Origin of the sequence: Streptomyces sp. NPDC048484, assembly GCF_040651415.1 — a bacterium.
GTDB lineage: Bacteria > Actinomycetota > Actinomycetes > Streptomycetales > Streptomycetaceae > Streptomyces.
In genome coordinates this window covers 1-24,998 of the sequence record NZ_JBEZJY010000021.1, presented here as the reverse complement: position 1 = coordinate 24,998, position 24,998 = coordinate 1, and the positions used below count along the sequence as shown (strand labels likewise).

Annotated in this window: 18 protein-coding genes and 2 pseudogenes; 6 read left to right on the top strand and 14 right to left on the bottom strand. The window is 70.4% G+C overall.

The genetic code is table 11. The features are described from left to right. Nucleotides 1-80: 80 nt before the first annotated feature. The 4 genes from AB0D14_RS21785 to AB0D14_RS21770 form a co-directional block, all read right to left on the bottom strand. Nucleotides 81-1,247: a thiolase domain-containing protein gene (locus AB0D14_RS21785; RefSeq protein WP_362781610.1), complete on the bottom strand. Its 1,167-nt coding sequence runs from the start codon at nt 1,245-1,247 to the stop codon at nt 81-83. Nucleotides 1,248-1,267: 20 nt separating this feature from the next. After that, nucleotides 1,268-2,332: a thiolase domain-containing protein gene (locus AB0D14_RS21780; RefSeq protein ID WP_362781401.1), complete on the bottom strand. Its 1,065-nt coding sequence runs from the start codon at nt 2,330-2,332 to the stop codon at nt 1,268-1,270. Further along, on the bottom strand, nt 2,333-3,358 hold the full coding sequence (locus AB0D14_RS21775) for an OB-fold domain-containing protein (protein ID WP_362781400.1): 1,026 nt from the start codon (nt 3,356-3,358) through the stop codon (nt 2,333-2,335). 167 nt (nt 3,359-3,525) lie between these two features. After that, the gene (locus AB0D14_RS21770; RefSeq protein ID WP_362781398.1) at nt 3,526-4,326 is read right to left on the bottom strand and encodes a crotonase/enoyl-CoA hydratase family protein; all 801 of its coding nucleotides are present in this window, start codon (nt 4,324-4,326) and stop codon (nt 3,526-3,528) included. 202 nt (nt 4,327-4,528) lie between these two features. Between AB0D14_RS21770 and AB0D14_RS21765 the strand changes: the two genes are divergently transcribed. Then, a complete protein-coding gene (locus tag AB0D14_RS21765) occupies nt 4,529-6,175 on the top strand; it encodes an acyl-CoA synthetase (protein WP_362781396.1) in 1,647 nt (548 codons plus the stop codon). Between the two features lie 57 nt (nt 6,176-6,232). On the opposite strand, the gene AB0D14_RS21760 is transcribed toward AB0D14_RS21765, so the two are convergent. Then, a complete protein-coding gene (locus tag AB0D14_RS21760; RefSeq protein WP_362781395.1) occupies nt 6,233-6,697 on the bottom strand; it encodes a hypothetical protein in 465 nt (154 codons plus the stop codon). Between the two features lie 189 nt (nt 6,698-6,886). Here AB0D14_RS21760 and paaK point away from each other — a divergent pair, with 189 nt between their 5' ends. After that, nucleotides 6,887-8,182, top strand: a complete 1,296-nt coding sequence (gene paaK / locus AB0D14_RS21755) for a phenylacetate--CoA ligase PaaK (protein WP_362781393.1) — start codon at nt 6,887-6,889, stop codon at nt 8,180-8,182. Between the two features lie 84 nt (nt 8,183-8,266). Here paaK and AB0D14_RS21750 read toward each other — a convergent pair whose 3' ends face one another. The 5 genes from AB0D14_RS21750 to AB0D14_RS21730 all read right to left on the bottom strand — a co-directional run bounded on the left by AB0D14_RS21750 (nt 8,267) and on the right by AB0D14_RS21730 (nt 15,021). Next, nucleotides 8,267-10,246, bottom strand: coding sequence for a sulfatase (locus AB0D14_RS21750; RefSeq protein WP_362781391.1), 1,980 nt, complete (start codon nt 10,244-10,246; stop codon nt 8,267-8,269). A gap of 165 nt (nt 10,247-10,411) precedes the next feature. Further along, nucleotides 10,412-11,935 carry an acyl-CoA synthetase gene (locus AB0D14_RS21745; RefSeq protein ID WP_362781390.1) on the bottom strand — a complete coding sequence of 508 codons (1,524 nt, stop codon included), beginning with the start codon at nt 11,933-11,935 and terminating at the stop codon, nt 10,412-10,414. A 59-nt stretch (nt 11,936-11,994) separates the two neighbouring features. Continuing rightward, the gene (locus AB0D14_RS21740) at nt 11,995-13,563 is read right to left on the bottom strand and encodes an acyl-CoA synthetase (RefSeq protein WP_362781388.1); all 1,569 of its coding nucleotides are present in this window, start codon (nt 13,561-13,563) and stop codon (nt 11,995-11,997) included. Then, a complete protein-coding gene (locus AB0D14_RS21735; protein ID WP_362781386.1) occupies nt 13,560-14,669 on the bottom strand; it encodes a nitronate monooxygenase family protein in 1,110 nt (369 codons plus the stop codon). The genes AB0D14_RS21740 and AB0D14_RS21735 overlap by 4 nt, the downstream gene beginning before the upstream one ends. Nucleotides 14,670-14,823: 154 nt before the next feature. After that, on the bottom strand, nt 14,824-15,021 hold the full coding sequence (locus AB0D14_RS21730) for a hypothetical protein (RefSeq protein ID WP_362781625.1): 198 nt from the start codon (nt 15,019-15,021) through the stop codon (nt 14,824-14,826). Between AB0D14_RS21730 and AB0D14_RS21725 the strand changes: the two are divergent. After that, nucleotides 14,930-16,665 (top strand): annotated as a pseudogene (locus tag AB0D14_RS21725) (serine hydrolase). The gene AB0D14_RS21730 and the pseudogene AB0D14_RS21725 overlap by 92 nt on opposite strands. Before the next feature lie 9 nt (nt 16,666-16,674). Here the strand turns inward: AB0D14_RS21725 and AB0D14_RS21720 are convergent. From AB0D14_RS21720 to AB0D14_RS21705, 4 genes and pseudogenes are all read right to left on the bottom strand, one after another. Continuing rightward, nucleotides 16,675-18,237, bottom strand: coding sequence for an NAD(P)/FAD-dependent oxidoreductase (locus AB0D14_RS21720; protein ID WP_362781384.1), 1,563 nt, complete (start codon nt 18,235-18,237; stop codon nt 16,675-16,677). A 242-nt stretch (nt 18,238-18,479) separates the two neighbouring features. Next, nucleotides 18,480-20,720 (bottom strand): tetratricopeptide repeat protein, encoded by a 2,241-nt coding sequence (locus AB0D14_RS21715; RefSeq protein WP_362781382.1) that lies wholly within the window; start codon nt 20,718-20,720, stop codon nt 18,480-18,482. Between the two features lie 60 nt (nt 20,721-20,780). Then, nucleotides 20,781-21,320 (bottom strand): annotated as a pseudogene (locus tag AB0D14_RS21710) (oxygenase MpaB family protein); the annotation flags it as partial. A 34-nt stretch (nt 21,321-21,354) separates the two neighbouring features. After that, entirely contained in the window at nt 21,355-22,668 is a 1,314-nt protein-coding gene (locus tag AB0D14_RS21705; RefSeq protein ID WP_362781380.1) for an ABC transporter substrate-binding protein, read from the bottom strand. Here AB0D14_RS21705 and AB0D14_RS21700 point away from each other — a divergent pair. The 3 genes from AB0D14_RS21700 (at nt 22,639) to AB0D14_RS21690 (ending at nt 24,671) form a co-directional block, all read left to right on the top strand. Further along, on the top strand, nt 22,639-23,031 hold the full coding sequence (locus tag AB0D14_RS21700) for a 4-hydroxythreonine-4-phosphate dehydrogenase PdxA (RefSeq protein WP_362781379.1): 393 nt from the start codon (nt 22,639-22,641) through the stop codon (nt 23,029-23,031). The genes AB0D14_RS21705 and AB0D14_RS21700 overlap by 30 nt on opposite strands. A gap of 77 nt (nt 23,032-23,108) precedes the next feature. After that, a complete protein-coding gene (locus AB0D14_RS21695) occupies nt 23,109-23,921 on the top strand; it encodes a DeoR/GlpR family DNA-binding transcription regulator (RefSeq protein ID WP_362781377.1) in 813 nt (270 codons plus the stop codon). A gap of 69 nt (nt 23,922-23,990) precedes the next feature. Continuing rightward, nucleotides 23,991-24,671: an SDR family oxidoreductase gene (locus AB0D14_RS21690; protein WP_362781375.1), complete on the top strand. Its 681-nt coding sequence runs from the start codon at nt 23,991-23,993 to the stop codon at nt 24,669-24,671. The last annotated feature ends 327 nt before the right edge of the window (nt 24,672-24,998 follow it).

Genomic DNA, 24,998 nt, shown 5'->3' with positions numbered 1-24,998 from the left:
CCGTACTCCTCCCGGTTCGTCGTCCGCGGCCAGCCTAGCTTTCGGTCACTGCCGCGCACAGGCCACGTGAGGGGGTAGCTTCACGAGGTGGGCGGCGCGGCTCCGACCAGCCACATCGAGAAGAACTGGGAGCCGCCGCCGTAGGCGTGCCCGAGGACCCTGCGGGCGCCGTCGACCTGGTGTTCTCCGGCCTGTCCACGCACCTGAAGTGCGGCTTCGGCGAACCGGATCATCCCGGAGGCTCCGATGGGGTTCGTGGACAGTACCCCGCCCGACATGTTCACCGGCAGGTCCCCGTCCAGTTCCGTGACCCCGGACTCGGTGAGTTTCCAGCCCTCGCCCTCGTCGGCGAAGCCCAGGTTCTCCAGCCACATGGGCTCGTACCAGGAGAACGGGACGTACATCTCGACGGCGTCGATGTCGCGGCGCGGGTCCGTGATGCCCGCCTGCCGGTACACGTCGGCCGCGCAGTCCTTGCCCGCCTGCGGGGACACGCAGTCCTTGCCGGCGAAGAGGGTCGGCTCGCTGCGCATCGCGCCGCCGTGCATCCAGGCGGCCGGTCGCGGCGCGCGGGCCGCCCCCGCACGGTCGGTGAGGACCATCGCGCAGGCGCCGTCGGAGGACGGGCAGGTCTCCGAGTAGCGGATCGGGTCCCAGAGCATGGGCGAGGCCTGGACCTTCTCCAGCGTGATCTCGTGCTCGTGCAGATGCGCGTACGGGTTCTTGAGCGCGTTGCGGCGGTCCTTGTACGCGACCAGGGAGCCGACCGTGTCGGGGGCGCCGGTGCGTCGCATGTAGGCCCGCACGTGCGGGGCGAAGAAGCCGCCCGCGCCGGCGAGCAGGGGCTGTTGGAAGGGGATGGGGAGCGACAGGCCCCACATGGCGTTCGACTCGGACTGCTTCTCGTAGGCAAGGGTCAGTACGGTGCCGTGGACACGCCCCGCGATCAGGTTCGTGGCGACGAGTGCGGTGGAACCGCCGACGGAGCCCGCCGTGTGCACGCGCAGCATCGGTTTGCCCACCGCGCCGAGGGCGTCGGCGAGGTAGAGCTCGGGCATCATGACGCCCTCGAAGAAGTCCGGGGCCTTGCCGATGACGACGGCGTCGATGTCCGCCCAGGTCAACTCGGCGTCTGCGAGGGCGCGTCGGGCGGCCTCGCGGACGAGTCCCGCGATCGACACGTCCCTTCGGGCCGCGACGTGCTTGGTCTGGCCGATCCCGACGACGGCCACGGGCTCCTTGTTCACCGAGTTGCTCACCGCGTTGTTCATCGCGGGTCTCCTTCCAGGACGGCGACCAGGTTCTGTTGCAGGCAGGGGCCTGACGTGGCGTGCGCCAGCGCCCGGTCGGAGTCGCCGCGCCGGATCCGGTCGGCCGCCTCGCCGATGCGGATGAGGCCCGCGGCCATGACGGGGTTGGCGGCGAGCGCGCCTCCGGACGGGTTGACGTCGACGCCGCCGTCCAGCCGCAGGGCTTTGCGCAGCACCACTTCCTGCGAGCTGAACGGAGCGTGCAACTCGGCTGTGTCGACCGGCCGTTCGAAGGCGCCGGCCCGTTCCGCGGCCAGCCGTGTCGACGGCGAGTCGGTCAGGTCCCGTACGCCCAGGGCGTGCGCCTCGATGCGGTGGTCGATGCCCCGTATCCAGGCGGGTCGCTCGCACAGTTCTCGGGCCCGCTCCCCCGCGGCGAGGATCACGGCGGCGGCCCCGTCTCCGACGGGCGGGCAGTCTCCGGTACGCAGGGGGCGTACGGCGTAGTCGCCCTGCGGTACCGAACCCCGCAGCTGGGCATGGGAGTTGTCGGTGGCGGAGGCGCGGCTGCGGGACGCCACCGCGGCGAGCGCCTGCTCGTCGGTGTCGCCCACGTCGATGAGCGCCTGCGCCTGGAGCGCGGCCAGGGCGATGGAGTCGGGCCACAGGGGCGCGACGTAGTACGGGTCGAGCTGCCGGGTCAGCACGTCACGCACGGAGCCGGGGGACGACTTGCCGTACGCGTACACGAGCGCGGTGTCCGCGTCGCCGGTGAGGAGCTTCGTCCAGGCCTCGTACAGCGCCCACGCGCCGTCCATCTCCACATGTGACTCGGAGATCGGCGGCCACGCTCCCACTCCGTCGAGTGCCATGGTGAAGGAGAACGCCCGGCCCGCGAGATAGTCCGTGGAACCGGAGCAGGTGAAGCCGATGTCGCTGGTCTGCAGCCCGGTCTGCGCCAGGACCTGGTGCAGGACGGGCATGAGCATCTCCACTTCGGAGAGCTCGTCGCTGGTGCGCCGGTGGTCGGTCTGCGCGAACGCGACGACGGCGATGTCCCTGGGCGGCCTCGGTGCGGGCATCTACAACAGCTCCTTGTACATCTCGTAGTCCGCGTCGGGTTCACCGGTGGGCCGGTAGTGGTCGGGGTGGCCGCCCCCGTCCGACCACACGGGTTCGACCCGCAGGCCCATCCGCACCTGGTCGTAGGGGATGCCGCCGATCCGGCCGTGCAGGGCGAGGTCCGCGCCGTCGAGAGCGATGTGCGCATAGACGTACGGCACTTCGATGTCGAGGTTCTTCGCCTTGATGTTGACGATGCAGTAGGTCGTGACCGTCCCGCGCGGCCCCACTTCGACCCGTTCCGATGTGGCCACACCACATGTGGGGCACGCACCCCTCGGCGGGACGTACACCTTGCGGCACGACGGGCAGCGCTCTCCGACGACCCGCCGTTCGGCGAGCGCGTGAAGGTAGGCGGACTGGGCGCGGCCGGGCGAGTAGGTGTAGTCGAGCCGGGCGGGGGCGACGATGCCCGTCACCGGATCCTCGAACCGCCCGGCGCTGCCGCGGCGTTCGGGTTCCTCTCCCTCGCGTCCCTCATTCGGCGTGCCCGACTGGTTCGGTTCGTTCGACTCGTTCGACCCATCTGACTCGTCCGACTCATTCGGTTCACTCGGCTCGAAGCAGGCGATGTCCGTGATGGCACCGGAGCGTTCACCCGCCCAGCGGACACGGACCCGCATGCCGGTGTGTACGGAGTCGGGCCCGTCCGGCGCGTCGAGGGCATGCAGGAGGCCGGTGTCGGCGCCGTCCAGTCGCACCAGGACCCATGCGAAGGGGGTGTCCAGAGGCTGCCCCCGGCGAGGCTCATGGTTCCAGGCCCAGGTGGTGACGGTCCCGGTGGCCGCGACCTCGACGAGCTCGCCCAGTTCCTCGGAGGTGACGGGATCGTACTCGACGGGCGGAACGAGAACCCGGCCGTCATCGGTCCGCACTCCGAGCACGACACGTTCACGCAGCCCGGTCAGAAACGCGCTCTGCACAGGGCCGAGAGACCGAGTGAAGGGAAACTCGACGACAAGGGGAGCTTTGAGCACTTCGGGCACGGGATCTCCTCACAGAACGGGGCCTGCGCCCCGGAAGGGGGCGCCCCCGTAGGGGCGCGGGGCTGTGCCGGTGTGCGGCTCGCTGTGCCGTTGTGCGGTTCCGCCGCGTGGGCGCGCCCAGCCACAACGAGCCCACAGCGGCAGTCCGGCCTCCGCGGAGCGGAACCTCACTCCCGCCGATACACCGGTGGGCGCTTCTCACTGAAGGCCCGCGCCCCCTCCTTCGCATCGGCCGTGTCGAAGACCGGCCACCCCCGCTTCAGCTCTGCGGCGAGCCCGTCGGTCTCGGCCATCTCGGCGGTCTCGTACACGGACGCCTTGACGGCCTCGACGGCGAGCGGCCCGCACGCGTTGATCTGACCGGCGATGGCGAGCGCCTTCTCCAGGGCTGTCCCGTCGGGGACGACATGGCCGATCAGCCCGATGTCGGCGGCCTCCCGCGCCGAGTAGGGACGGCCGGTGAGCAGCATCTCCAGCGCGTGCGTGCGCGGAATCTGCCGCGCAAGACGCACCGTCGAGCCACCGATCGGGAACAGTCCGCGCTTCACCTCGAAGAGCCCGAAGGTGGCGGACTCTCCCGCGACCCGGATGTCGGTCCCCTGAAGGATCTCGGTACCGCCGGCCACACAATGACCCTCGACCGCGGCGATCACGGGTTTGCGCGGACGGTGATGCCGCAGCATCGCCTTCCAGTGCAGATCGGGGTCGGCCGTGAGTCGGTCCCGGTACTGCTGCCCCTCCATCCCCTTGCCCGCGAGGGCCTTGAGGTCCATGCCCGCGCAGAACGCACCGCCCGCGCCGGTCAGGACGACCGAGCGGATGGCGTCGTCCTCGTCGGCCTCGATCCAGCCGTCGTACAGGCCGACCAGCATCGGCAGCGAGAGCGCGTTCTTGGCCTCGGGCCTGTTGAGCGTGAGCACCAGTGTGGCGCCTTCGCGCTGCACGGTGAGGTGTTCCGTCCCACCCATTGCCGTCCTCCCGTCTCAGGAACGAGAACAGGTTGCAGTAGGCGAGGAGTCACTTCAAGGGTTTTCTGACAGTCAGTCAGATTTCTTCTGCGCGGACCCTTCACAGTTGTGGCGGCCTTTGCTCTGATGACCGGCGAAGCGATGACGCACGTCCACTCGTCGCACGTCCACTCGTCGAGGGTTGCCGGGGTCAGGAGGAGCGGTGGAGTACAACCTTGCCGACCTGTTCGAGTCGGTGGTCGACGTGGTCCCCGACCGCGAGGCGCTCGTCCATATCGATCATCCCGGTACGGGAGCCGAGCGCCGCCTGACGTACGCGGAGCTGGATGCGGCTGCCAACCGTGTCGCCCACCACCTGATCGACAACGGCATCCGTCCGGGCGAGCATCTGGGACTGCATCTCTACAACGGCATCGAATACCTGCAGACCGTCCTGGGCTGCCTCAAGGCGCGGATCGTGCCGGTCAACGTCAACTACCGCTACGTGGAGGAGGAGTTGGTCTACCTCTACCGGGACGCGAACCTGGCGGCACTGGTCTTCGACGCGGAGTTCACCGAGCGGGTCGCGGCTGCCCTGCCACGCGCCTCGACGTTGCGGCATCTCGTACGGGTGGGCGCCCCGGCGCCGGACGCACCCCCCTTGCCCGCGGTGGACTTCGCGGACGCCGAGGCCGCCGGATCGCCCGGGCGCGGCTTCCCGGCGCGCTCGGCCGACGACCAGTTCATCATCTACACCGGTGGCACGACCGGGATGCCGAAAGGCGTGATGTGGCGTCAGGAGGACCTGTTCTTCTCGGGGCTCGGCGGCGGCGCCCCGACCGGCGAACCGGTGAAGACGCCGGAGGAGCTCGCCGAGCGGGTCGCGGCCGGCGGGGACGGGATCACCTTCTTCCCCACGCCCCCGCTCATGCACGGCACCTCGACCCTGACCGCCTTCATCGGCTTCCACTTCGGGCAACGCATCGTCATCCACAGCAAGTTCGTGCCCGAGGAGGTACTGCGGACCATCGGGAAGGAGAAGGTCACCAGCGTGTCGCTGGTCGGCGACGCGATGCTGCGGCCGCTGATCGACGCGCTGAACGGGCCCATGAAGGGCGCCGACTGCTCCTCCTTGTTCAGCGTCTCCTCCTCCGGCGCGATCATGTCGGAGACGGTGCGCGCGCAGTTCCAGGCCCTCGTGCCGAACGTGATGCTGCTCAACAACTTCGGCTCCTCCGAGTCCGGCTTCAACGGCACGGCGACGGCCGACTCGGGTCCGGGACGCGGCTTCCGCATCCAGGTCAACTCCCGCACGCAGGTGGTGGATCCGGCGACGCATGAACCGGTCGCCGTCGGTGAGCCCGGCCGTATCGCCCAGCGCGGCCATGTCCCCCTCGGCTACTACAACGACCCGAAGAAAACCGCCGAGACGTTCTTCGAGCAGGACGGCGAGCGGTGGGTGCTGCTCGGCGACATGGCGACCGTCGACGAGGAGGGCGTCGTCACCGTCCTGGGGCGCGGCTCGCAGTGCATCAACACCGGTGGGGAGAAGGTGTATCCGGAGGAGGTCGAGCAGGCGCTCAAGTCGCACCCCGACGTGTACGACGCCCTGGTGGCCGGGGTGCCGGACGAGACGTGGGGCAACCATGTGGCGGCCGTGGTGCAGTTGCGCGAGGGCGGGGGGCCGCCTTCTCTGGACGAGATCCAGGCCCACTGCCGTACGCATCTGGCGGGCTACAAGATTCCTCGCCAGCTGGTGATCTCGGAAACCATCCAGCGGTCCCCGAGCGGCAAGGCGGACTACCGGTGGGCGCGGTCGGTCGCGGCGGCGCAGGCATCGCGCCAGGAACAGCAGGAATCGCAGGAATAGCCGGACAGGCCCTGGAGAACCCGCCGGGGCAGCCGGCGGAAGCGCCGGGCGCCCGGTTCACGTGTTGAAGGGCCGGTAGTGCACGAGGGCGTGACCGCCGCTCTCGTCGCGGACCGTCAGCTCCACCGCCACGGCGCCTCCTTCGGCGTACGGGTCGAGGGTCAGGAGTCCGCAACGGTCGACGTCGTCCTGGACGCAGTCCGAACGCAGTTCCATGTCGGGGTAGCTGTCGTCCAGCCAGGTGTCGAGGCCGGTCCCGCTGATCCGGAACCGGATGTCGTACAGCGTGTCGATGCCGCGCTGCATCTCGCAGGCGGCGTCCTCGGCCCCGGCCGGCAACCGTTCCTGGTCCGCGAACCGCAGTGCCTCACGGCACGGGACCTTCGCTCCGGTCTGCGCCTCCTCGCCCTCGTCACGCTCGGCGGAGGCCGTGGCCCCGACCCCGCAGCCGGCACAGGCCAGCGCCAGCGCCACTGCCAGTACGGCGACCGGTCCCCCCACCCTGCCGACCCGCTTCCTCATGCCCAACACCATCGCGCCTCCGTCTGCCGGACATCGAACGTTCCGTCTGCAGGGAAGAGGGGTGACGGGACCGGTCGGTTCCCGGCGCACTCCTTGACGGCCGCCCGTACGGCTGGATTACTTGATCTCCTACGGCACGACCGAATGATCGGTTGTCCGGAATGGTGCATGGGTGAGGGAGAAGTGCCTGTGGCGAATTCGACGGACCTGCTGGACGCCGGTGAACTGCTCGACGCGGAGGGTCTGCGCGCGCTCCAGCTGGAGCGGCTGAGGGCCACCCTGCGGCACGCGTACGAGAACGTGCCGTTCTACCGCGACTCCTTCGACAAGGCCGGGCTCCGGCCCGAGGACTGCGGCTCGCTCAACGATCTGGCACGCTTCCCCTTCACCACGAAGGCGGACCTGCGCGACCACTACCCGTACGGGATGTTCGCCGTGCCGCGAGACCGTATCCGGCGCATCCATGCCTCCAGCGGCACCACGGGGCGCCCCACGATCGTCGGATACACCGAGAACGACCTCTCCATGTGGTCCGACATGGTGGCCCGCTCGATCCGCGCGGCGGGCGGCCGGCCCGGCGACACGGTCCATGTCGCCTACGGCTACGGCCTGTTCACCGGCGGGCTCGGCGCGCACTACGGCGCCGAACGGCTCGGCTGTACGGTCATTCCCGCGTCGGGTGGCATGACCGCTCGCCAGGTCCAGCTGATCCAGGATCTGCGGCCCGGGATCATCATGGTGACGCCCTCGTACATGCTGACGATCCTCGACGAGTTCGAGCGGCAGGGCGTGGACCCGCGCCGCACCTCGCTCCGTGTGGGCATCTTCGGCGCCGAGCCCTGGACGGAGGCGATGCGCCGGGAGATCGAGGAGCGGTTCGCCATCGACGCGGTCGACATATACGGGCTGTCGGAGGTGATCGGCCCCGGCGTGGCCCAGGAGTGTGCGGAGACGAAGGGCGGACTGCACATCTGGGAGGACCACTTCTTCCCGGAGGTCGTCGATCCGCTCACGGGCGAGGTGCTGCCGGACGGTGCGGAGGGCGAGCTGGTGTTCACCTCCCTCACCAAGGAGGCCATGCCCGTGATCCGCTACCGGACCCGGGACCTCACTCGGCTGATGCCCGGTACGGCACGCGTCTTCCGCCGGATGGCGAAGGTCACCGGCCGCAGCGACGACCTGGTCATCGTGCGCGGTGTGAACCTCTTCCCCACCCAGGTCGAGGAGATCGTCCTGCGCACTCCCGGCGTGGCCCCGCACTTCCAGCTGCGGCTGACCCGCGAGGGCCGCCTCGACGCCCTCACCGTGCGGGCCGAGGCGCGCGCCGGTACCACGCCGGAGACCCGCGACGCGGCCGCGCGCGCCATCGCGGCGGCCGTGAAGGACGGCATCGGGGTCTCTGCGGAGGTCGAGATCGTCGAACCGGAGTCACTGGAACGGTCGGTCGGCAAGATCCGGCGCATCGTGGACCTGCGCCCCCGATAGGCCGCTCCCTGACACTCCCCGAGACTCCTTGAGGCCCTTCAGGCCCTTCAGGCCCTTGAGGCCCTTGAGGCCCTTGAGGCGGGCCTACTGGGGCCGGGGCGTCGAGCCGTACGCCGTCAGGAAGCGGTCGCGGAAGGAGTCCATCCGCCAGACCGGGGCCGTGTCGTCGGGCTTCAGACCCTCGGTCCATCCCCAGTCGTCGATCTTGTCGAGTACGGACTTGTCGTGGGCGACGATCGAGATCGGCACGTCACGGTTGGCATGGCGGCCGCTCACGCTGGCGATGGGCTGGTGGTCGCCCAGGAAGACCAGCACGGTGTCCTTGCTGCCGTACTTCACCACGTAGTCGATGAGACTGGTCACCGAGTACTCGATCGACTTGCCGTACTCCTCCTTGACCTTGGTGGAGTCGTAGAAGACGTCCGAGGCCTTCTTTCCGTTCTTCTGGATGTCCTTGTAGACCGAGCCGTCGCCGACCTCGTCCCAGGGGATCGTCTTGGGGATCGGCGCCCAGGGCTGGTGGCTGGAGGTGAGGATGATCTCCGACATCAGCGGCTTGTCGCGCTTCTTGCCGTGCTCCAGGCGCTGGTAGGCGCTCAGGGCGTACTGGTCGGGCATGGTCGACCAGCTGAACTTCGGTCCCTTGTAGCCGAGTTCGCGCGAGTCGTAGACGTTGTCGAGGCCGTAGAACGATCCCTCGGGCCAGCTCTTCTGGATGCCCGGCATGATGCCCACGGTCCGCCACGCGCCGGTGCGCTGGAAGGCACCGGTGAGCGTCAGGTGCTCGCCCGCGGTGACGGTGCGGTAGCGGGCCTGGTTGCTGATCCACAGCCCCGACAGGAAGGTGGAGTGACCGAGCCAGCTGCTGCCGCCGTACGTCGCCGAGGTGAGCCAGCCGCTCTTGGCCGAGTATCCGGCCTTGCTCAGCTCCTCCGTCTTGTCGGTGAGTGTGGCGTCGACGCCGGGCGACATGATCGGGTCCTCGATGGCGCTGCGGCCGTAGCTCTCGATGAAGCCGAAGATGACGTCCTTGCCGCGCAGATCGGTCAGGAGCTGGTCCGGCGGCGTCTTGGCGAAGGTGTCCTTCCTGGCCTCCTTGGCGAACTCCGCCTCGTCCTTGATGGTCGCCTGCACACGGTCCACCCGGTTCTGGACGCCTCCCGCGGTGCTGCGGGAGGCGAACTGCACCCCCGCGAACTGCACGCCCAGCGCCGAGCAGGCGACCCAGACGGTGCCGGCGACCAACGTGGCCCGGGTCGCGCGGCCGCTGTGCCGGGCCAGCAGGTTGGCGAGCCGGACGACGGAAAGGATCATCAGCGTGAGCAGGGCGATGACAAGGGCGACGACCGCGATCACGACACCGACCGCACCGCTCTTGCCCATCGAGTCCTCAAGGTACGTCCGGGCGTCGTCGAACAGGACCCAGTCGAGTACGACGTTGAAACCGCGTCCGAGGAATTCGTTGAAGCCGATGTCGAGGAGGTTCAGGATGGTCAGCGCGCCCAGCGCCAGACCGGCGAGGGCCGCCGTCGCCACCCTCGGTTTCTTCGGCAGGACCATGAGGACGGCCGCGCCGAAGATCGCCTCCACCGGCAGGCGCATGAACACGCCCGGCCGGAAACGGTCGATCTCGTTCGGCATGAGGAGCCCGAAGAGGACGAGCGCGGCGGCGAGGACGGTGATCGTGTAGCTCACGGTCCGCGCCGCGACGGGGTACTTGGCGCGCCAGCCCCGGGGGGCCGACGGCTCCTCACCCGTCGCCCCTTCGTCAGCCGCTGCCGTTTCGTCGTCCGCCGCGCTTTCGCCACCCGCTGCTCCCTCGCCGACGGGCGCATCCTGGTCGGCGGGCGGGTCCGCTGCCTCGGTGGGCGGATCCTCCTCGGTGGGCGCGTCCACTGCCCCGGTGGGCGCGTCCTCACCGGCGGGCGGATCCGCCTTCTCGGCGGGGAGGTCCGCTGCCTCGGCGGCCGCGCCGGCAGACGCATCCGTCTTCTCCGCAGGCGTGCTGTCCGCCGGAGGCAGTGCCTCCGGCGTCTCGGGTTGCTCCGGGTTTGCCTGGTCCATGCCCTGCAGCTTGTGAGAGTTCGTGGTGCGAGACAACCCGAAGGTCCTTCCGTGCGAAACCCGGTGGTGACTCGGCGGACCAGGCTCGGGTGGTCGGGCCGCCGTTACTGGTACGGCTGACCGGCGGATTCAGTTCAACGTGGCGAGGATCCGGCCACCAGGGATTCAATCACCGGGCCCACCCGCGGGGGAATTCACCCCGAACCGGTCCCTCAGTTCCCTCTTGAGGATCTTCCCGCTCGCGTTGCGCGGCAGCTCGTCCACGAACAGCACCCGCTTCGGTGCCTTGAAATGAGCGAGCTTCTCGCGTGCGTGGGCGATCAGTTCGTCCTCCGTGACCTCGCCACGGGAGACGACCACCGCGGCGACCGCCTCGATCCACCGCGCGTCCGGCAGGCCGACCACCGCGACCTCGGCCACCTCGGGATGGGTGTAGAGCGCGTCCTCGACCTGCCGTGAAGCGACCAGCACTCCTCCGGAGTTGATGACGTCCTTCACCCGGTCGACGACGGTGAAGTATCCGTGCGCGTCCCGCACCACGAGGTCACCGGAGTGGAACCAGCCGTCCCGGAAGGCCTCGGCGCTCTCCTCGGGCTTGTCCCAGTAGCCCTCGCACAGTTGCGGCGACCGGTAGACGACCTCGCCGGAGGTGCCGTCGGGCACCTCCTCGCCGTCCTCGTCGACCACCCGGGCGTCCACGAACAGCACCGGACGCCCGCAGGAGTCCATCCGTCCCTTGTGTTCGTGTGGCCCGAGGACCATGGCCAGCGGCCCGATCTCGCTCTGGCCGAAGCAGTTGTAGAACGCCAGCTTCGGCAGCCGGGACCGCAGCCGCTCCAGTACGGGCACCGGCATGATCGAAGCCCCGTAGTACGCCTTGCGCAGCCCGCTGAGGTCACGTGTCGCGAAGTCGGGGCGGTTCGACAGCCCGATCCACACAGTGGGCGGCGCGAAGAGGCTGTCCGCGCGGCCGGCCTCGACAAGGTCGAAGAGCTGGTCGGCGTCGGGTCCGTCGAGGATCGTGTTCCGGGCACCGACCACGAGATAGGGCAGCAGGAACACGTGCATCTGCGCCGAGTGGTAGAGCGGCAGCGAGTGCACGGGCAGGTCGCCCGCGCTCAGGTCGAGGGCGGTGATCGCGCTCAGGTACTCGTGCACCAGCGCGCGGTGGGTGAGCATCGCGCCTTTTGGCAGTGCCGTCGTACCGGATGTGTAGAGGAGTTGCACCAGGTCCTCGGTGCGCGGCTCGGGGCCGTCGTACGCGGGCGTCGAGTCCAGCCGGGCGAGCAGCGAGTCCTCGGCGTCGCGCAACGGCAGCACCCTCACACCGCCGGGGAGCCGGTCCGCGAGGTCCGGGTCGGCCAGGACCAGCGTGCTGCCGGACTGGTCGAGGATGTATGCGAGGTCGTCGCCGGTGAGGTTCTGGTTGACCGGCACATGGACGAGTCCGGCGCGGGCGCAGGCCAGGAAGCCGATGAGGTACGCGTCCGAGTTGTGCCCGTAGGCGCCGACGCGATCGCCCGGGGCGAGTTCCGAGGAACGCAGCACCTGGGCGGCGCGGGAGACGGCTTCGTCGAGTTCGGCGTACGTCCAGGAGCGCTCGCCGTAGGTGACCGCGGCGCGGTCCGGAGTGCGCTGGGCACTGCGCCGCAGCACCCCGTCAACCGTGCTGCCGTGTCCAGGCGTCATGACACGTGATCCTCGGCCCGTCCACGCGGCAGGTCAAGTCGGGCGGCTCGGGGTCCGGACTACACAGGACGCGTACGGCCCTCCCAGTACGGATCCCGCAGTCGCCGCTTGTACAGCTTCCCGTTGGGATCGCGTGGCATCGCCTCGATGAAGTCGACGCTCCCGGGCCGTTTGTACCCGGCCAGTTGCTGTTCGCAGTGTCCGAGGATCTCCGCGGCCAGCGCCTCACCGGGTTCGAACCCGGGAGCGGGTTCGACGACCGCCTTCACCGCCTCGCCCCAGTCGTCGTGCGGGATCCCGAAGGCGGCCGCGTCGGCGACGGCGGGGTGGGTGAGCAGTGCGGCCTCGATCTCGGCCGGGTAGATGTTGACCCCTCCCGAGATGATCATGTCGATCTTGCGGTCGCGGAGGAAGAGATAGCCGTCCTCGTCGAGATATCCCAGGTCACCGACGGTGAAGAAGTCCCCGATGCGGTTGCTCCTCGTCTTGGTCTCGTCCTTGTGGTACGAGAATCCGCCGGTGTTCATCTTCAGGTAGACGGTGCCGAGTTCACCGGGCGGGACCTTGTTCCCGTCGTCGTCGAAGACGGCGAGTTCGCTGATGGGCCACGCCTTGCCGACCGTGCCGGGTTTCTTCAGCCAGTCCTCGGCGGTGGCGAAGGCACCGCCGCCCTCACTGGCCGCGTAATACTCCTCGACGCTGTGGCCCCACCACTCGATCATGGCCCGTTTCACATGGTCCGGGCACGGGGCCGCGCCATGGATGGCGTGCCGCATGGACGACACGTCGTACGCCGTCCTGGTGTGGTCCGGCAGCGCGAGCAGGCGGTGGAACTGGGTCGGGACCATATGGGTGTGCGTGCACCGGTGGGTGTCGATGAGCCGGAGCATCTCCTCGGGCGTCCACTTGTCCATCAGCACCAGCCGGTGCCCGATGTGCAGGGACGCGCCCGCGAACTGGAGCACCGCCGTGTGGTAGAGCGGCGAGCACACCAGATGCACGTTGTCGTCGAACGGCTTGATGCCGAAGATGCCGAGGAAACCGCCGAGATACGTCTCCTCGGGGAGCTTGCCGGGCAGCGGGCGGCGTATGCCTCGCGGACGCCCCGTGGTGCCGGAGGTGTAGTTCATGACCCAGCCGAGCGTCCGGTCCCCGGGCACCGTCCCGGGCTGCCCGTCGAGGAGTTCGCCGTACGGCCGGAAACCCTCGACCAAAGCGACCGAACCGGCCGAACCGACCGCGTACCGCCGGTTCTCGGGGAGCTTCGCCTCGTCGGCCGCGTGGCGTGCGGCGTCGCCGAACCGCTCGTGCGCGATGAGCACCTTCGCCCCGGAGTCGGCGACGATCCAGGCGATCTCGGGGCCGACGAGGTGGTGGTTGACGGGCACGAGGTAGAAGCCGGCCTGCGAGGCGGCGAGGAACGCGGTGAGGAACTCGACGCCGTTGGGCAGCACGACGGCGAAGGAGTCACCGCGTTCGAGCCCGGCGGCACGCAGTCCGTGGACCAGCCGGTTGGCCTCGGCGTGCAGCCGTCCGGCGGTCCACTCCTCACCGTCGGTCGCGATCAGCACGGTGCGCTCGGGGTCGGCGGTGGCCTGGGCCCAGAATCCGCCTGGGGGCTGGCTCACTCGTGGCTCCTTCCTGCGATGCGGTCGAGTCGGTCCACGGCCTTTTCGAAGCCGCGTGTGAGGTCGTCGACGACCTCCTGGACGCTGCGTTCACTGTTCATCCGGCCGACGATCTGGCCCACGGGTGTTCCGAGCAACGGTTCCACCCCGTGCTTCTGGATCCGTGAGACCGCCTCGGCGACCAGGAGTCCCTGCAGGGGCATGGGAAGCGTGCCGGGTCCGTCGGGGTCGTCCCAGGCGTCGGTCCATTCGGTACGCAGCTGCCGTGCGGGTTTGCCGGTCAGCGCGCGCGAGCGGACCGTGTCGCCCGACCCGGCGGCGAGGAGCTTCTGCGTCAGGGCGCGCGAGTGCATATCGGCCTCTGTGGTGGTCAGCCATATGGAGCCGAGCCACACACCTTGGGCACCGAGTGTGAGCGCGGCGGCCATCTGTTGTCCGCTGCCGATGCCGCCGGCGGCGAGCACGGGCAGTGGCGCGACAGCGTCGACGACCTCGGGTGTGAGCACCATCGAGGCGATCTCACCGGTGTGGCCGCCGGCCTCGTAGCCCTGGGCGACGACGATGTCGATGCCGGCCTCCGCGTGCTTGCGCGCGTGACGGGCGCTGCCCGCGAGCGCCGCGACGAGCACGCCCTTCTCGTGCGCGCGCTCGATGACGTCGGCGGGCGGTGAGCCGAGCGCGTTGGCCAGCAGCTTGATCGGATAGTCGAAGGCGACGTCCAGCTGGTTGCGGGCGACCTGTTCCATCCAGCCGGTGATGCGCCAGCCGGAGGCCTCGCCCTGGTCGAGTTCGGGCACCCCGTACTTGGCCAGGGTGTCCCTGACGTACTGGCGGTGTCCCTCGGGGATCATCGCCTCGACGTCGGCCTCGGTGACGCCCTCGACCTTCTTGGCGGGCATGACGACGTCCAGCCCGTACGGCCTTCCGTCGACGTGTGCCTCGATCCAGTCGAGGTCTCGTTTGAGCTCGTCGGGGTCGGTGTAACGGACCGCACCGAGCACACCGAGTCCGCCGGCCCGGCTGATGGCAGCGACGACGGCGGGGAACGGCGTGAAGCCGAAGAGGGCGTGCTCGACTCCCAGTTTCTTGCTCAGCTCCGTCTGCATGGGCGCAGGATGCCGCAGTCCTCCGGACGAGGGAAGACCTTTTCTGATGGGCCGTCAGTTTTTACGGTCGCGCACCGGCCGGGGCGTCGCCGTTGACACCGCCCTCGTCCGACACAAAAGTTCCCCTGGACACAGCGAACCCGGACGATTGTCCTCAGGCGGCGATGACGGAAGGCTCCTCGATGGTTTCGACGGCTTCGACGGCTTCGACAGCGGACAGAGCGGGCGGCGGGCCGACCCGCCGCCAACTGGGCCGGGGCTTGACCGCGTTGGGCGGCGCACTGGTCCTCACGCCCCTGCTCGCGGCGTCGGCGGCCCCCGGCACGGCCGAGAGCGACAGAGCGGGCCACAACCGCCCCACCCTGCGCCGCGGCTCCGCCGAACGCGCCGGCCTGCTCCCGGCCCACCTGCGCCAACTCGTCACCGACGCCCGGACGTTCCTCGAACCCTCCCCCAAGCACCCGTGGTACGCGGGCGCCGTGCTGCTCGCCGCCGTGGCGGCACGGTCGCCCTCCATCAGCCGATCGGGCACGCGGTGCGCTACTCGGCGTACGACGAGAAGACCGACAGCGCCGTGGAGTTCCCCGGCGAACAGCAGATCGCGATGGCCGAGGACACGGTCTTCGACCTCGCCTCGGTGTCGAAGCTGTTCACGTCGATGCTCGCCGTGCAGCAGATCGAACGCGGCACGCTGGAACTGGAGGGCAAGGTCGCCTCCTACCTCCCGGATTTCGGCGGTGCGGGCAAACAGGACATCACGATCCGTCACCTGCTCACCCACACCTCGGGGTTCCGCGCCTGGATCCCGCTCTACAGCGCGCCGACGTACGAGGGGAAACTCCAGCTCATCTGGAAGGAAGCGCCCCTCAACCCGCCCGGCACCAAGTACCTCTACTCGGACCTCAACCTGATCTCGCTCCAGCTCGTCCTGGAGAAGATCACCGGTCACACTCTGGACGTCCTGCTCCGGACCGAGATCACCGCCCCGCTCGGGATGCACCGCACCCGCTTCAACCCGCCGTCCTCCTGGAGGCCGCGGATCGCCGCCACCGAGGACGCCCGCAAGCCGTGGTCCGGGCTCGACCGCGGTCTCGTGTGGGGCGAGGTGCACGACGAGAACGCGTACAGCCTGGGCGGCGTGGCGGGTCACGCCGGGGTCTTCTCCACCGCGTGGGACCTCGCGATCCTCGGACGTACGCTGCTCAACGGCGGCGTGTACGGCAAGGCGCGCGTCCTGGAGCCCGAGTCCGTGGACCTGATGTTCACCGACTTCAACACAGCTTTTCCCGGTGACGAGCACGGCCTCGGTTTCGAGCTCTATCAGCACTGGTACATGGGCGCGATGGCCACTCCGCGCACCGCGGGTCACACCGGCTTCACCGGCACCTCCCTCGTCCTCGACCCGACGACCGACACCTTCCTGATCGTCCTCGGCAACTCCGTCCACCCCGTGCGCGGTTGGCGCTCCGGTTCCGCTCCCCGCGTCACCGCCGCCGACAACCTGGCGCGCGCCGTTCCGGTCCGGCCCGCGCGAGGGCGTACGGCCTGGTTCTCCGGCATGTCGACCGCGACCTCCGCGACGCTGACGCTGCCCGCGCTGGACGCCGGCGCCGGAGGCCGTCTCCGGTGCGCCCTGTGGTGGGACACCGAGCCGCAGACGGACGCGCTCTTCCTGGAGTCCTCGGCGGACGGGGGCACGACGTGGCAGCCGGTGCCGTTCACGACCGTCCGCGACGGCGAGGCCCCGGAGGGGCATCCTGCCGGGTCGGTGACGGGCTGGTCGGGGCGGACCTGGCACCGGCTCGGCGCGGACCTGCCCGGGGCCGGACGGCTTGTCCTGCGCTGGCGGTATGCGGCGGACCGGCCGTATGTGGGACGGGGCGCGTATGTCGACGCGCTGCGGGTCGTGGACGACGACGGGGTGGTGTTCGACGAGGCCCGGCCGGCGGACTCGGCGCGGGTCGAGGCCGTGGGCTGGACGAGGTCCATGGACTGACCGCGCCCCTTACGGGGCTTCCAGGAGTGCCATGGCCGCGTTGTGTCCCGGCACTCCGCTCACTCCTCCCCCGCGTACCGCGCCCGCGCCGCACAGCAGGACGTTGGCGTGCCGGGTCTCGACGCCCCAGCGGCCCGTGCCCTCCTGGGTGTGGGGGAAGGCGAGGTCGCGGTGGAAGATGTTGCCGCCGGGCAGCCTGAGGTCGCGTTCCAGGTCGAGGGGTGTCTTCGCCTCGATGCAGAGGCGGCCGTCCGCGTCGGTCGCCAGGCAGTCGACGATCGGTTCGACGAGGTGTGCGTCCAGTTGTGCCAGGGTCGACTTGAGTAGTTCCCCGCGTACGCCGTCGTTGTCGTGGGCGAAGAGCCGGGCGGGCGTGTGGAGCCCGAAGAGCGTGAGTGTGTGACAGCCCTGCTGGATCAGGTCGGGGCCGAGGATCGTGGGATCGGTCAGCGAGTGGCAGTAGATCTCGGAGGGCGGCGCCTCGGGGAGCGCACCGGACGCGGCCTGCGCGTGCGCGGTCGCCAGCTGCTCGTACCCCTCGGCGATGTGGAAGGTCCCGGAGAAGGCCTCGCGCGGGTCGACGGACGTGTCGCGCAGCCGGGGCAGCCGCTTCAGCAGCATGTTGACCTTGAGCTGGGCGCCCTCGGCGGGGGTGGGCGGCTCGTCGCCGGTCAGCCGCGCGAGCTCCTGCGGGGAGGCGTTGACGAGCACGTGCCGGGCCGCGACGGTTCGCTCGCCGTCCGCGGTCCGGTAGGTGACCTCGGCGGCGCGTCCGTCGGTCTCCACCCGGACCGCCTCGTGACCGGTCGCGAGGACCGCGCCCGCGCCGCGGGCGGCGCGGGCCAGCACGTCGGTGAGCGCGCCCATGCCGCCGACCGGCACGTCCCAGGCTCCGGTGCCGCCGCCGATCACGTGGTAGAGGAAACAGCGGTTCTGCCGCAGGGAGGGGTCGTGGGCGTCGGCGAAGGTACCGATGAGCGCGTCGGTGAGGACGACTCCGCGTACGAGGTCGTCGGCGAAGGTGTCCTCCACGGCGACCCCCAGCGGCTCCTCGAAAATGATGCGCCAGGCCTCCTCGTCGTCGATGCGGCGGCGAAGCTCGTCGCGGGTGGGCAGCGGTTCGGTGAGGGTGGGGAAGACCTGTTTGGCGACGCGTCCGGTCATGCCGTAGAAGCGCTGCCAGGCCTGGTACTCACTGGCCGATCCGGTGAGCTTGGCGAAGGCTTCCCTGGTACGCCGCTCGCCGCCCCCGACGAGCAGTCCGCCCGGCCTGCCGTTCCGCTCGGTGGGGGTGTAGGAGGAGACGTTGCGGCCGCGGACCCGGAAGTCCAGGCCCAGGTCCCGGACGATCTTGCGCGGCAGCAGGCTGACCAGGTAGGAGTAGCGCGACAGCCGGGCGTCGACGCCGGCGAACGGCCGGGTCGAGACGGCGGCGCCCCCGGTGTTCCCCAGCCGCTCCAGGACGAGGACGGACTTCCCCGCGCGAGCCAGGTAGGCGGCGGCGACCAGACCGTTGTGGCCTCCGCCGACGATGACGACGTCATGTTCCCGGTGTCCCTCGTGTGCAGCCATGCTTCTTGGTAACACGCAATGATCCAGACCGGCCAGGGCTGCGCGCACCCGGCGGACACCCATGCGGAGACACGGGGCGCGGGCCCCGTAGGGGCGCGGGGCTGTGACATGTGCGGCTCCGCCGCGTGGGCGCGCCCAGCCACAACGGACCCGCGGCCGGTGAACACACCCGCAGGCGGCGGCTCGGGGCGGGGGCACGGGGGCGGCAGCCCCCATCGTTCGGCGAAAGACAGCGCGGGGCGTCAATACGCCCCGGACGCCCGCTGCTGCCGCAGGGCCGCCACCCGCCGGTACAACTCGGCCGCCTCAGCCCCATGCCCCAGCTGTTCCAGACAGTGAGCCTCGTCATTGCGGCTGGCCAGCGCGTCGGGATGGTCGGCGCCGAGCACGCGCTCACGGGCGCCGGCCACCCGACGGTACTCGGTCAGGGCGTCGGCCCAGCGGCCGAGCCAGCCGAGCCCGACGGCGACCTCACGACGGCTCACCAGGGTGTCCGGGTGGTCGGGCCCGAGGATCCGTTCCCGGATGGCACACACGTCGCGGGACTCGGCGAGGGCCTCCTCCCAGCGGCCGAGCCGCCCCAGGTTGACGCCGAGGCCGTGCCGGGCGCGCAGGGTCTCGGGATGGGCGGAGCCGTGGACGCGGGTTCGGTCCTCGATGAGGGCCCGGTACAGTTCGAGAGCCGGTGCGCTGTGCCCGAGCCTGCCGAGGCTGATGCCGACCTCGTAGCGGGCGGCGAGTGTGTCCGGATGGTCGGGGCCGAGGGCCTGCGCGCGGGCCGCGGCGACCTCCTGGTAGGTCCCCAGGGCCTCCGGCCACCGCCCCAACTGACCGAGTGCGTAGGCCACTTCGTACCGGGTGACGAGTGTGTCGGGATGGTTGGCACCGAGCACACGGGCGCGGGCCGTGGCCACCTCGCTCGCCATCCGGTACGAGTCCTCAAGACGCCCGAGCCTGCTGAGGTTGAAGGCGAGGTTGTGGCGGCAGCGCAGGGTGTCGGGGTGGTCGGGGCCCATGGCGCGTTCCCGGGTGGCGAGCACGGCCGCGTAGACCTGGTGAGCTTCGAAGTGACGCCCCAACTGGCCCAGTACGTACGCCACTTCCTGGCGGGCGGCGAGCGTGTCCGGGTGGTCGGGGCCGAGCACGCTCTCCCGGATCCGGGCCACGTGCGTGTACTCGCGCAGGGCGTCGGCGGGCCGGCCCGTACGGCTGAGGGTGAAGCCCACCTCGTAGCGGCTGGCCAGTGTGTCGAGGTGGTCGGGCCCGAGGACGTGATCGCGTTCCGCGGCGACGGCACGGTGCACCTCGCCGGCCTCCGCCCAGCGGCCCAGCCGCCCCAGACTCAGCCCCGCGTTGTGACGGCCGGTGAGCGCGTTGACCAACTCCGGTGGCGGGGTGGGCCGTTCGCCGGGCACCGGTTGCTGGGCCCGGCGGGTGTCGGTGCGGGCGATCCAGTCGCCGGTGAGGCCCGCGGCGGCGTCCGGCGGCGTGCTGCGCAGTCCCGGCCCGGTCGCCTTGTGGCCGGTGGTCATACCGCGGGTCCAGGACGGCAGGCGCGCGTCGTACGAGACGGGCCGCTCCGTCGTCTCGCGCCGCACGGGGGCCGACACCACGGTCGGCACATACGCAGGCGTGGCGCGGCCCCCGCCGATCCGGCGCCCCAGCTCCCGGGCGTCGTACGGTCGTTGCCCGGGCTCCTTGGCCAGCAGGTCGAGGATGATCCGGTCCAGGAACTCGGGGAGTTCGGCACGGTGGTTGCGCGGCGGCTCGGGCGGCGTGTCCCGGTGTCCGACGAGGACCGCCCACGCGTCGTCGAGGTCGAACGGCGGGGCTCCGGTGGAGATCTCGTACAGCACGCAGCCGAACGAGTAGAGGTCGCTGCGCTGGTCGACCTCGGAGCCGCCGATCTGCTCGGGCGACATGTAGTGCGGGGTGCCCATCGCGATACCGGTGCCGGTGAGGCGTGAGGTGAAGCCGATGTCGTGGCCGAGGCGGGCGATGCCGAAGTCGCAGATCTTCACCGTGCCGTCGTCGAGCCGCATGATGTTGGCGGGCTTCAGATCGCGGTGCACGATGCCCTGCTGGTGGGTGTAGGCGAGGGCGGCGGCGACCTGCTCGGCGACCTCGACTATGTCGGCGACCGGCAGGGGATGCTGTTTGTTGTCCTCCAGGAGCTGGCTCAGGTTGCGTCCGTCGAGCAACTCCATCACCAGGTACAGGACGCCGTCGGACTCGCCGAAGTCGTGGACGACCGTCACCCCCCGGTGCTGGAGGGCCGCGGCCACCCGGGCCTCGCGGCGGAACCGTTCCCGCAGCACACGGGTGAACGAGTGGTCGTGGCCGTGGCCCAGCGGTTTCAGGCACTTGACGGCGACCTGTCTGCCCAGCGACTCGTCCCTGGCTCGCCACACCTCTCCCATACCTCCCCGACCGATCAGGTCGAGCAGTCGATACCGGCCCTGGATGAGCCTGGTCTCCCCCATCTGCCGCGATCGCCCCCGTCGTCCGGACCCGCCCTCCCCTGGCCCGTCCAGTATGGCGAGCTATGGTCCGACTTTGTACGGCGCGGGGCGCGAGCCGGGGCCGAGCCGTGACATGGCGCGGATAATGTGTTTGGGTGGCAGTTGCCAGCGCAGACGTGCGGGAACGCAGCGCAGCACGGTGCCGGTGAGGCGTAGCCGCCGGGTCACCGCTCGGGGCGACCGTACGGATCTTTCGTACAACTCATGGGCGTAGGGCGGCAGTGAGGCGTACGCCGACTGCGCCACCCAGCGCCACAGCAGTGCGCGTGCCGGGACCAGCAGCGGGTGAACGGACGGGCGGCGCAGGAAGTCGTCGACGTCCCGCGCCTCCGCTCCAGCGGCCAGTTCCGGCCGGGTCCTCTCGAAGTATGCGGCCAGTTCCCCCTGGTCGGAGGGAACTTGGGCGGGGTCGAGGCCCACCAGCCGTGCGCTGACGCGATGTTCGTCGATGTACCGGTCGGCCTGTGGGTCCGTGAGACGGAGGCCGGAGCGGCGCAGGACGTGCAGATAGGAGTCGATCTCGGCGCAGTGGACCCACAGCAGCAGTTCGGGCTCGTCGATCCGGTAGCTGGTGCCGAGGTCGCCGCTCAGCAGGTCACGCAGGAAGATCCCGTACTGGGTGATCAATGGCTTGTCGAGGCCGAGCTCGGCGCGGATGCGCTCCAGGTCGGCGGTGCTGGCGCTCGGCGGCGGGGTCTCCGGGGGCGAGCCGGACCAGTACGAAGGCCCACATGGCCGGCCAGGTGTCCCAGACGGCGTGCTGGGCGGCGGCCAGTTTGCGGTCACGGGTGGCGGGGTCGGTCTCGGTGGCCGCGTCGGACAGCTGTCGGGCGATGCGGGGGACGACGTAGCCCATGAACGCGTCACCGGTGCGCTCGTCCTCGGCCGTGCCCGCGTACATCGCCTGCAGCATGGTGGTGGCCTGGCCGGTGGTGCCGGGGAAGCCGTTGCCGATGACGTCCCAGTCGCCTCCCTTGCCCTGGCGCCACTTGAGGATGTCGCCGCCGGGCTCGAACTGCTGCAGGGTGGCGCGCACACCGGCCTCCTTCAGCATCTCCGCGACGGCCTCCATCACGGAAGCGTCCGCGGCGAACTCGCCCGACTCCCAGATGACTTTGATCCGCAACCCGTCGGCGCCCAGCGACCTGAGCAGCTGCCGCGCCCGTGCGGGGTCGTGGACGTAGCGGCCGGTGCCTTCGGCGCCCTGGAGACTGAGCGGGACGACTCCCCGGGCCTGCTCGGCCGAGTCGGTGAGCACGTCCCGGACGAGGGACTCGCCGTCGATGGCGTACGTCAGCGCCCGGCGCACCCGGGCGTCGGCCAGCGGGTGCCCCCGCGGCTTGCGGAAGTTGTAAAAGAGCTGGCAGATCCGCACTCCGACCGTCTGCTCCAGGTGCACTCCGGGCAGCCCGGTGAGCTGTTCGGCGGAGTCGGGGGTGATGGTGTCGATGACGTCCAGTTCGCCGCTGCGCAGGGCGACGACCCGGCTCGACTCCTCCGGTACGAAGCGGACCCGGACCCGTTCGACGGGTGGCCGCCCGCCCCAGTACCCCGGAACGCGGGCCAGGGTGTACTCGCCCGCGCCGCTGTTTGCGCCGGCCACCCGGTAGGGGCCGGTACCGACGCCGGAGCGGAGCTCCTCGGGCCGGTTGTCCTTCGCCGGGATGATGAAAATGTTGGCCATCAGCCGGTCCAGGACGGGCACCGGCTTGCGGGTGTGGAGCCGGAAGGTGCGTTCGCCGGTCGCCTCGACCTCGGGGAGTTCGGGGAACAGTCCGAGGATGAACGAGCCGGCGACGTCTCCGTACATCCGCACCGCGGTGGCCACGTCGTCGACGGTCACGGGCCGTCCGTCGGAGTAGCGGATCCCGTCGCGCAGGTGATCGGCGTCTGCGGCATCAACCCGCATGCGGGCGAGAACGGGCTGTTCGGCTACGGCGAGGAGGAGGAGAAGATCGTCCCCGCCCTCGACGTGCTATGCGCGGACGGCATCGATGCCCGCGGCCCCCTCCCGGCCGACACGGCCTTCTTCCTCGCCGGGCGCGGCGACTACGACCTGATCGTCGCGATGTACCACGACCAGGGGCACGGCCCGGTGAAGGTGCTGGGCATCGAGGCGGGCGTCAACCTGACCGTGGGACTGCCCGTCATACGCACCTCGGTGGACCATGGAACGGCCTTCGACATCGCGGGCAAGGGCGTGGCCGAGGCCGGTAGCATGGTCGAGGCCGTGCGCCAGGCAGCCGAGATGTCGTCCGTACCGGTCCGCTGAGACCGCCGCCCGCAGTCCGCAGTCCGCAGTCCGCAGTCCGCAGTCCGCAGTCCGCGCAGAGAAGGCCTCCACGACAGATGTCTCCCCTCGGCTCCAAGGCCCGGCGCGAACGGATCCTGCACGTGGCCACCACGACCGGCCTCACCAGTGTGGAGGAGTTGTCGCGACGCTTCGGTGTCACGCCCTCCACGATCCGCCGCGACCTCGCCAAGCTGACCGCCGACGGCCGGCTGGCTCGCACCTACGGCGGCGCCATGGCGCTGACCGCCCATCCCGAGGCGTCGCTCCGGCAGCGTACGGGCGAGGCGTTCGAGGCGAAGCGGGCCATCGCGCGCCGCGCCGCCATCGAGGTGCTCGCCGGTGAGACGGTGCTGCTGGACGCCGGATCGACCGTGGGCGCCCTCGCCCACGAACTGCGCTCCGCGAAGAAACTGACGATCGCGACCACGGGGCTGACGGCCCTACAGGAACTCTCCGACGCCGAGACGGTGCACGTCGAGTGTCTCGGCGGCACTCTGCGGCCGCTGAGCCAGGGCTTCGTCGGTCCGCTGACCGAGGCCGCACTGGAACGGATGACCTTCGACCGGGTCTTCCTCGGTACCGACGGCATCTCGCCCGAGCACGGCATCTGCGAGGCCGACCTGCGCCAGACGCGGCTGAAGGAGCTGATCGCCCGCCGCGCCGACCATGTGTACGTCCTCGCGCACGCGGCGAAGCTCGACCGTCGCCCCTTCCACGCCTGGGCGAAGCTCCCGGCCGACTGGACCCTCATCACCGACGACGGCGCCGACCCGTCGGTCGTGGCCGAGTTGCGCGGGCACGGCGTCGAGGTGGTGCTGACCGAGGTGGCGGCGTCCACCGAGCCGGAGCACAGGACGTCGCCCTCATGACCTTGCGGAGAGCGCCGAGCACGCCGGCACGCGGGCCGGGCGGGTGTGCCATGACTGAGACGGTGTGCCATGACTGAGACACGGCACGCCCTGGTCACCGGGGTCAGTTCGGGGATCGGTGCCGCGATCTGCGGTCGCCTGCTGCGGGAGGGATGGCAGATCACCGGGATCAGCCGCCGCCGTCCGGCGCCCCATACCGGGCTGACCTGGCTCCCGGCGGATCTGGCCGAGCCCACCGCACTGGTCCGGAGCCTCGACGGCGTACCCGCCCCGGACGCCATCGTGCACGCCGCCGGGCTCCAGCGCTCGGCACCGCTGGGCGAACTGTCCGCCGAGGACGGCGAACTGATGTGGCGGGTACACGTCCACGCCGCCACAATCCTCGTCGACACGCTCGCCGACCGGCTGCCCGACGGGGCCCGCGTGGTCCTCGTCGGCAGCCGCACCGCCACCGGCGTACCCGGCAAGAGCCAGTACGCCGCGACCAAGGCCGCCCTGCCCGCGCTCGCGCGCTCCTGGGCCGCGGAACTGGCCGTCCGTGGCATCACCGTCAACGTGATCGCCCCCGGCCCGACCGACACTCCGATGCTGTCCGACCCCGGCCGCGAGCGCACGCCCCCGGTACACCCGCCCCTGGGCCGGTTCGTCTCTCCCGACGAGGTCGCCGGCCTGACCGCGTTCCTTCTCGGCCCGGACGGCGGAGCGATCACCGGGCAGCAGCTCGTCCAGTGCGCCGGGGCCTCACTGTGACCTCGGCCTGGTTCTGGCGATCGCGGAGCCGGTGGAAGGGGCCGTCGATGCCGACGACTGCGGCCCCTTGCAGGAGCCGGTCGAACATCGCCGCGGCGACGGCGGCATCCCGAAGGCGCCGGCCCGGTCGGCGATCCCGGCGCCGGGGCAGGATCGTGGAGAACTCAGGCCGCTGGTTGATCACTTGGGAAAGGACGGAGGTGCCGTCCTCGGCAGCGAGAGGCGGCCGAACTCGTCCACCTATGCGGATATCCGCATAGCTGGACCTATGCGGAGACCGCGACTATGCCGAAGCGGTGTGTGTTGTTCCGCTCCTTCGTGGGGTTT

Bases quoted from the DNA above. Each gene is read 5' to 3' on its own strand.
- AB0D14_RS21745 (WP_362781390.1), bottom strand. From the start codon at position 11,935: ATGACGCCTGGACACGGCAGCACGGTTGACGGGGTGCTGCGGCGCAGT.
- AB0D14_RS21695 (WP_362781377.1), top strand. From the start codon at position 23,109: ATGTCTCCCCTCGGCTCCAAGGCCCGGCGCGAACGGATCCTGCACGTG.
- AB0D14_RS21780 (WP_362781401.1), bottom strand. From the start codon at position 2,332: ATGCCCGCACCGAGGCCGCCCAGGGACATCGCCGTCGTCGCGTTCGCG.
- AB0D14_RS21715 (WP_362781382.1), bottom strand. From the start codon at position 20,720: ATGGGGGAGACCAGGCTCATCCAGGGCCGGTATCGACTGCTCGACCTG.
- AB0D14_RS21750 (WP_362781391.1), bottom strand. From the start codon at position 10,246: ATGGACCAGGCAAACCCGGAGCAACCCGAGACGCCGGAGGCACTGCCT.
- AB0D14_RS21770 (WP_362781398.1), bottom strand. From the start codon at position 4,326: ATGGGTGGGACGGAACACCTCACCGTGCAGCGCGAAGGCGCCACACTG.
- AB0D14_RS21735 (WP_362781386.1), bottom strand. From the start codon at position 14,669: ATGCAGACGGAGCTGAGCAAGAAACTGGGAGTCGAGCACGCCCTCTTC.
- AB0D14_RS21705 (WP_362781380.1), bottom strand. From the start codon at position 22,668: ATGCGGGTTGATGCCGCAGACGCCGATCACCTGCGCGACGGGATCCGC.
- AB0D14_RS21720 (WP_362781384.1), bottom strand. From the start codon at position 18,237: ATGGCTGCACACGAGGGACACCGGGAACATGACGTCGTCATCGTCGGC.
- AB0D14_RS21760 (WP_362781395.1), bottom strand. From the start codon at position 6,697: ATGAGGAAGCGGGTCGGCAGGGTGGGGGGACCGGTCGCCGTACTGGCA.
- AB0D14_RS21690 (WP_362781375.1), top strand. From the start codon at position 23,991: ATGACTGAGACACGGCACGCCCTGGTCACCGGGGTCAGTTCGGGGATC.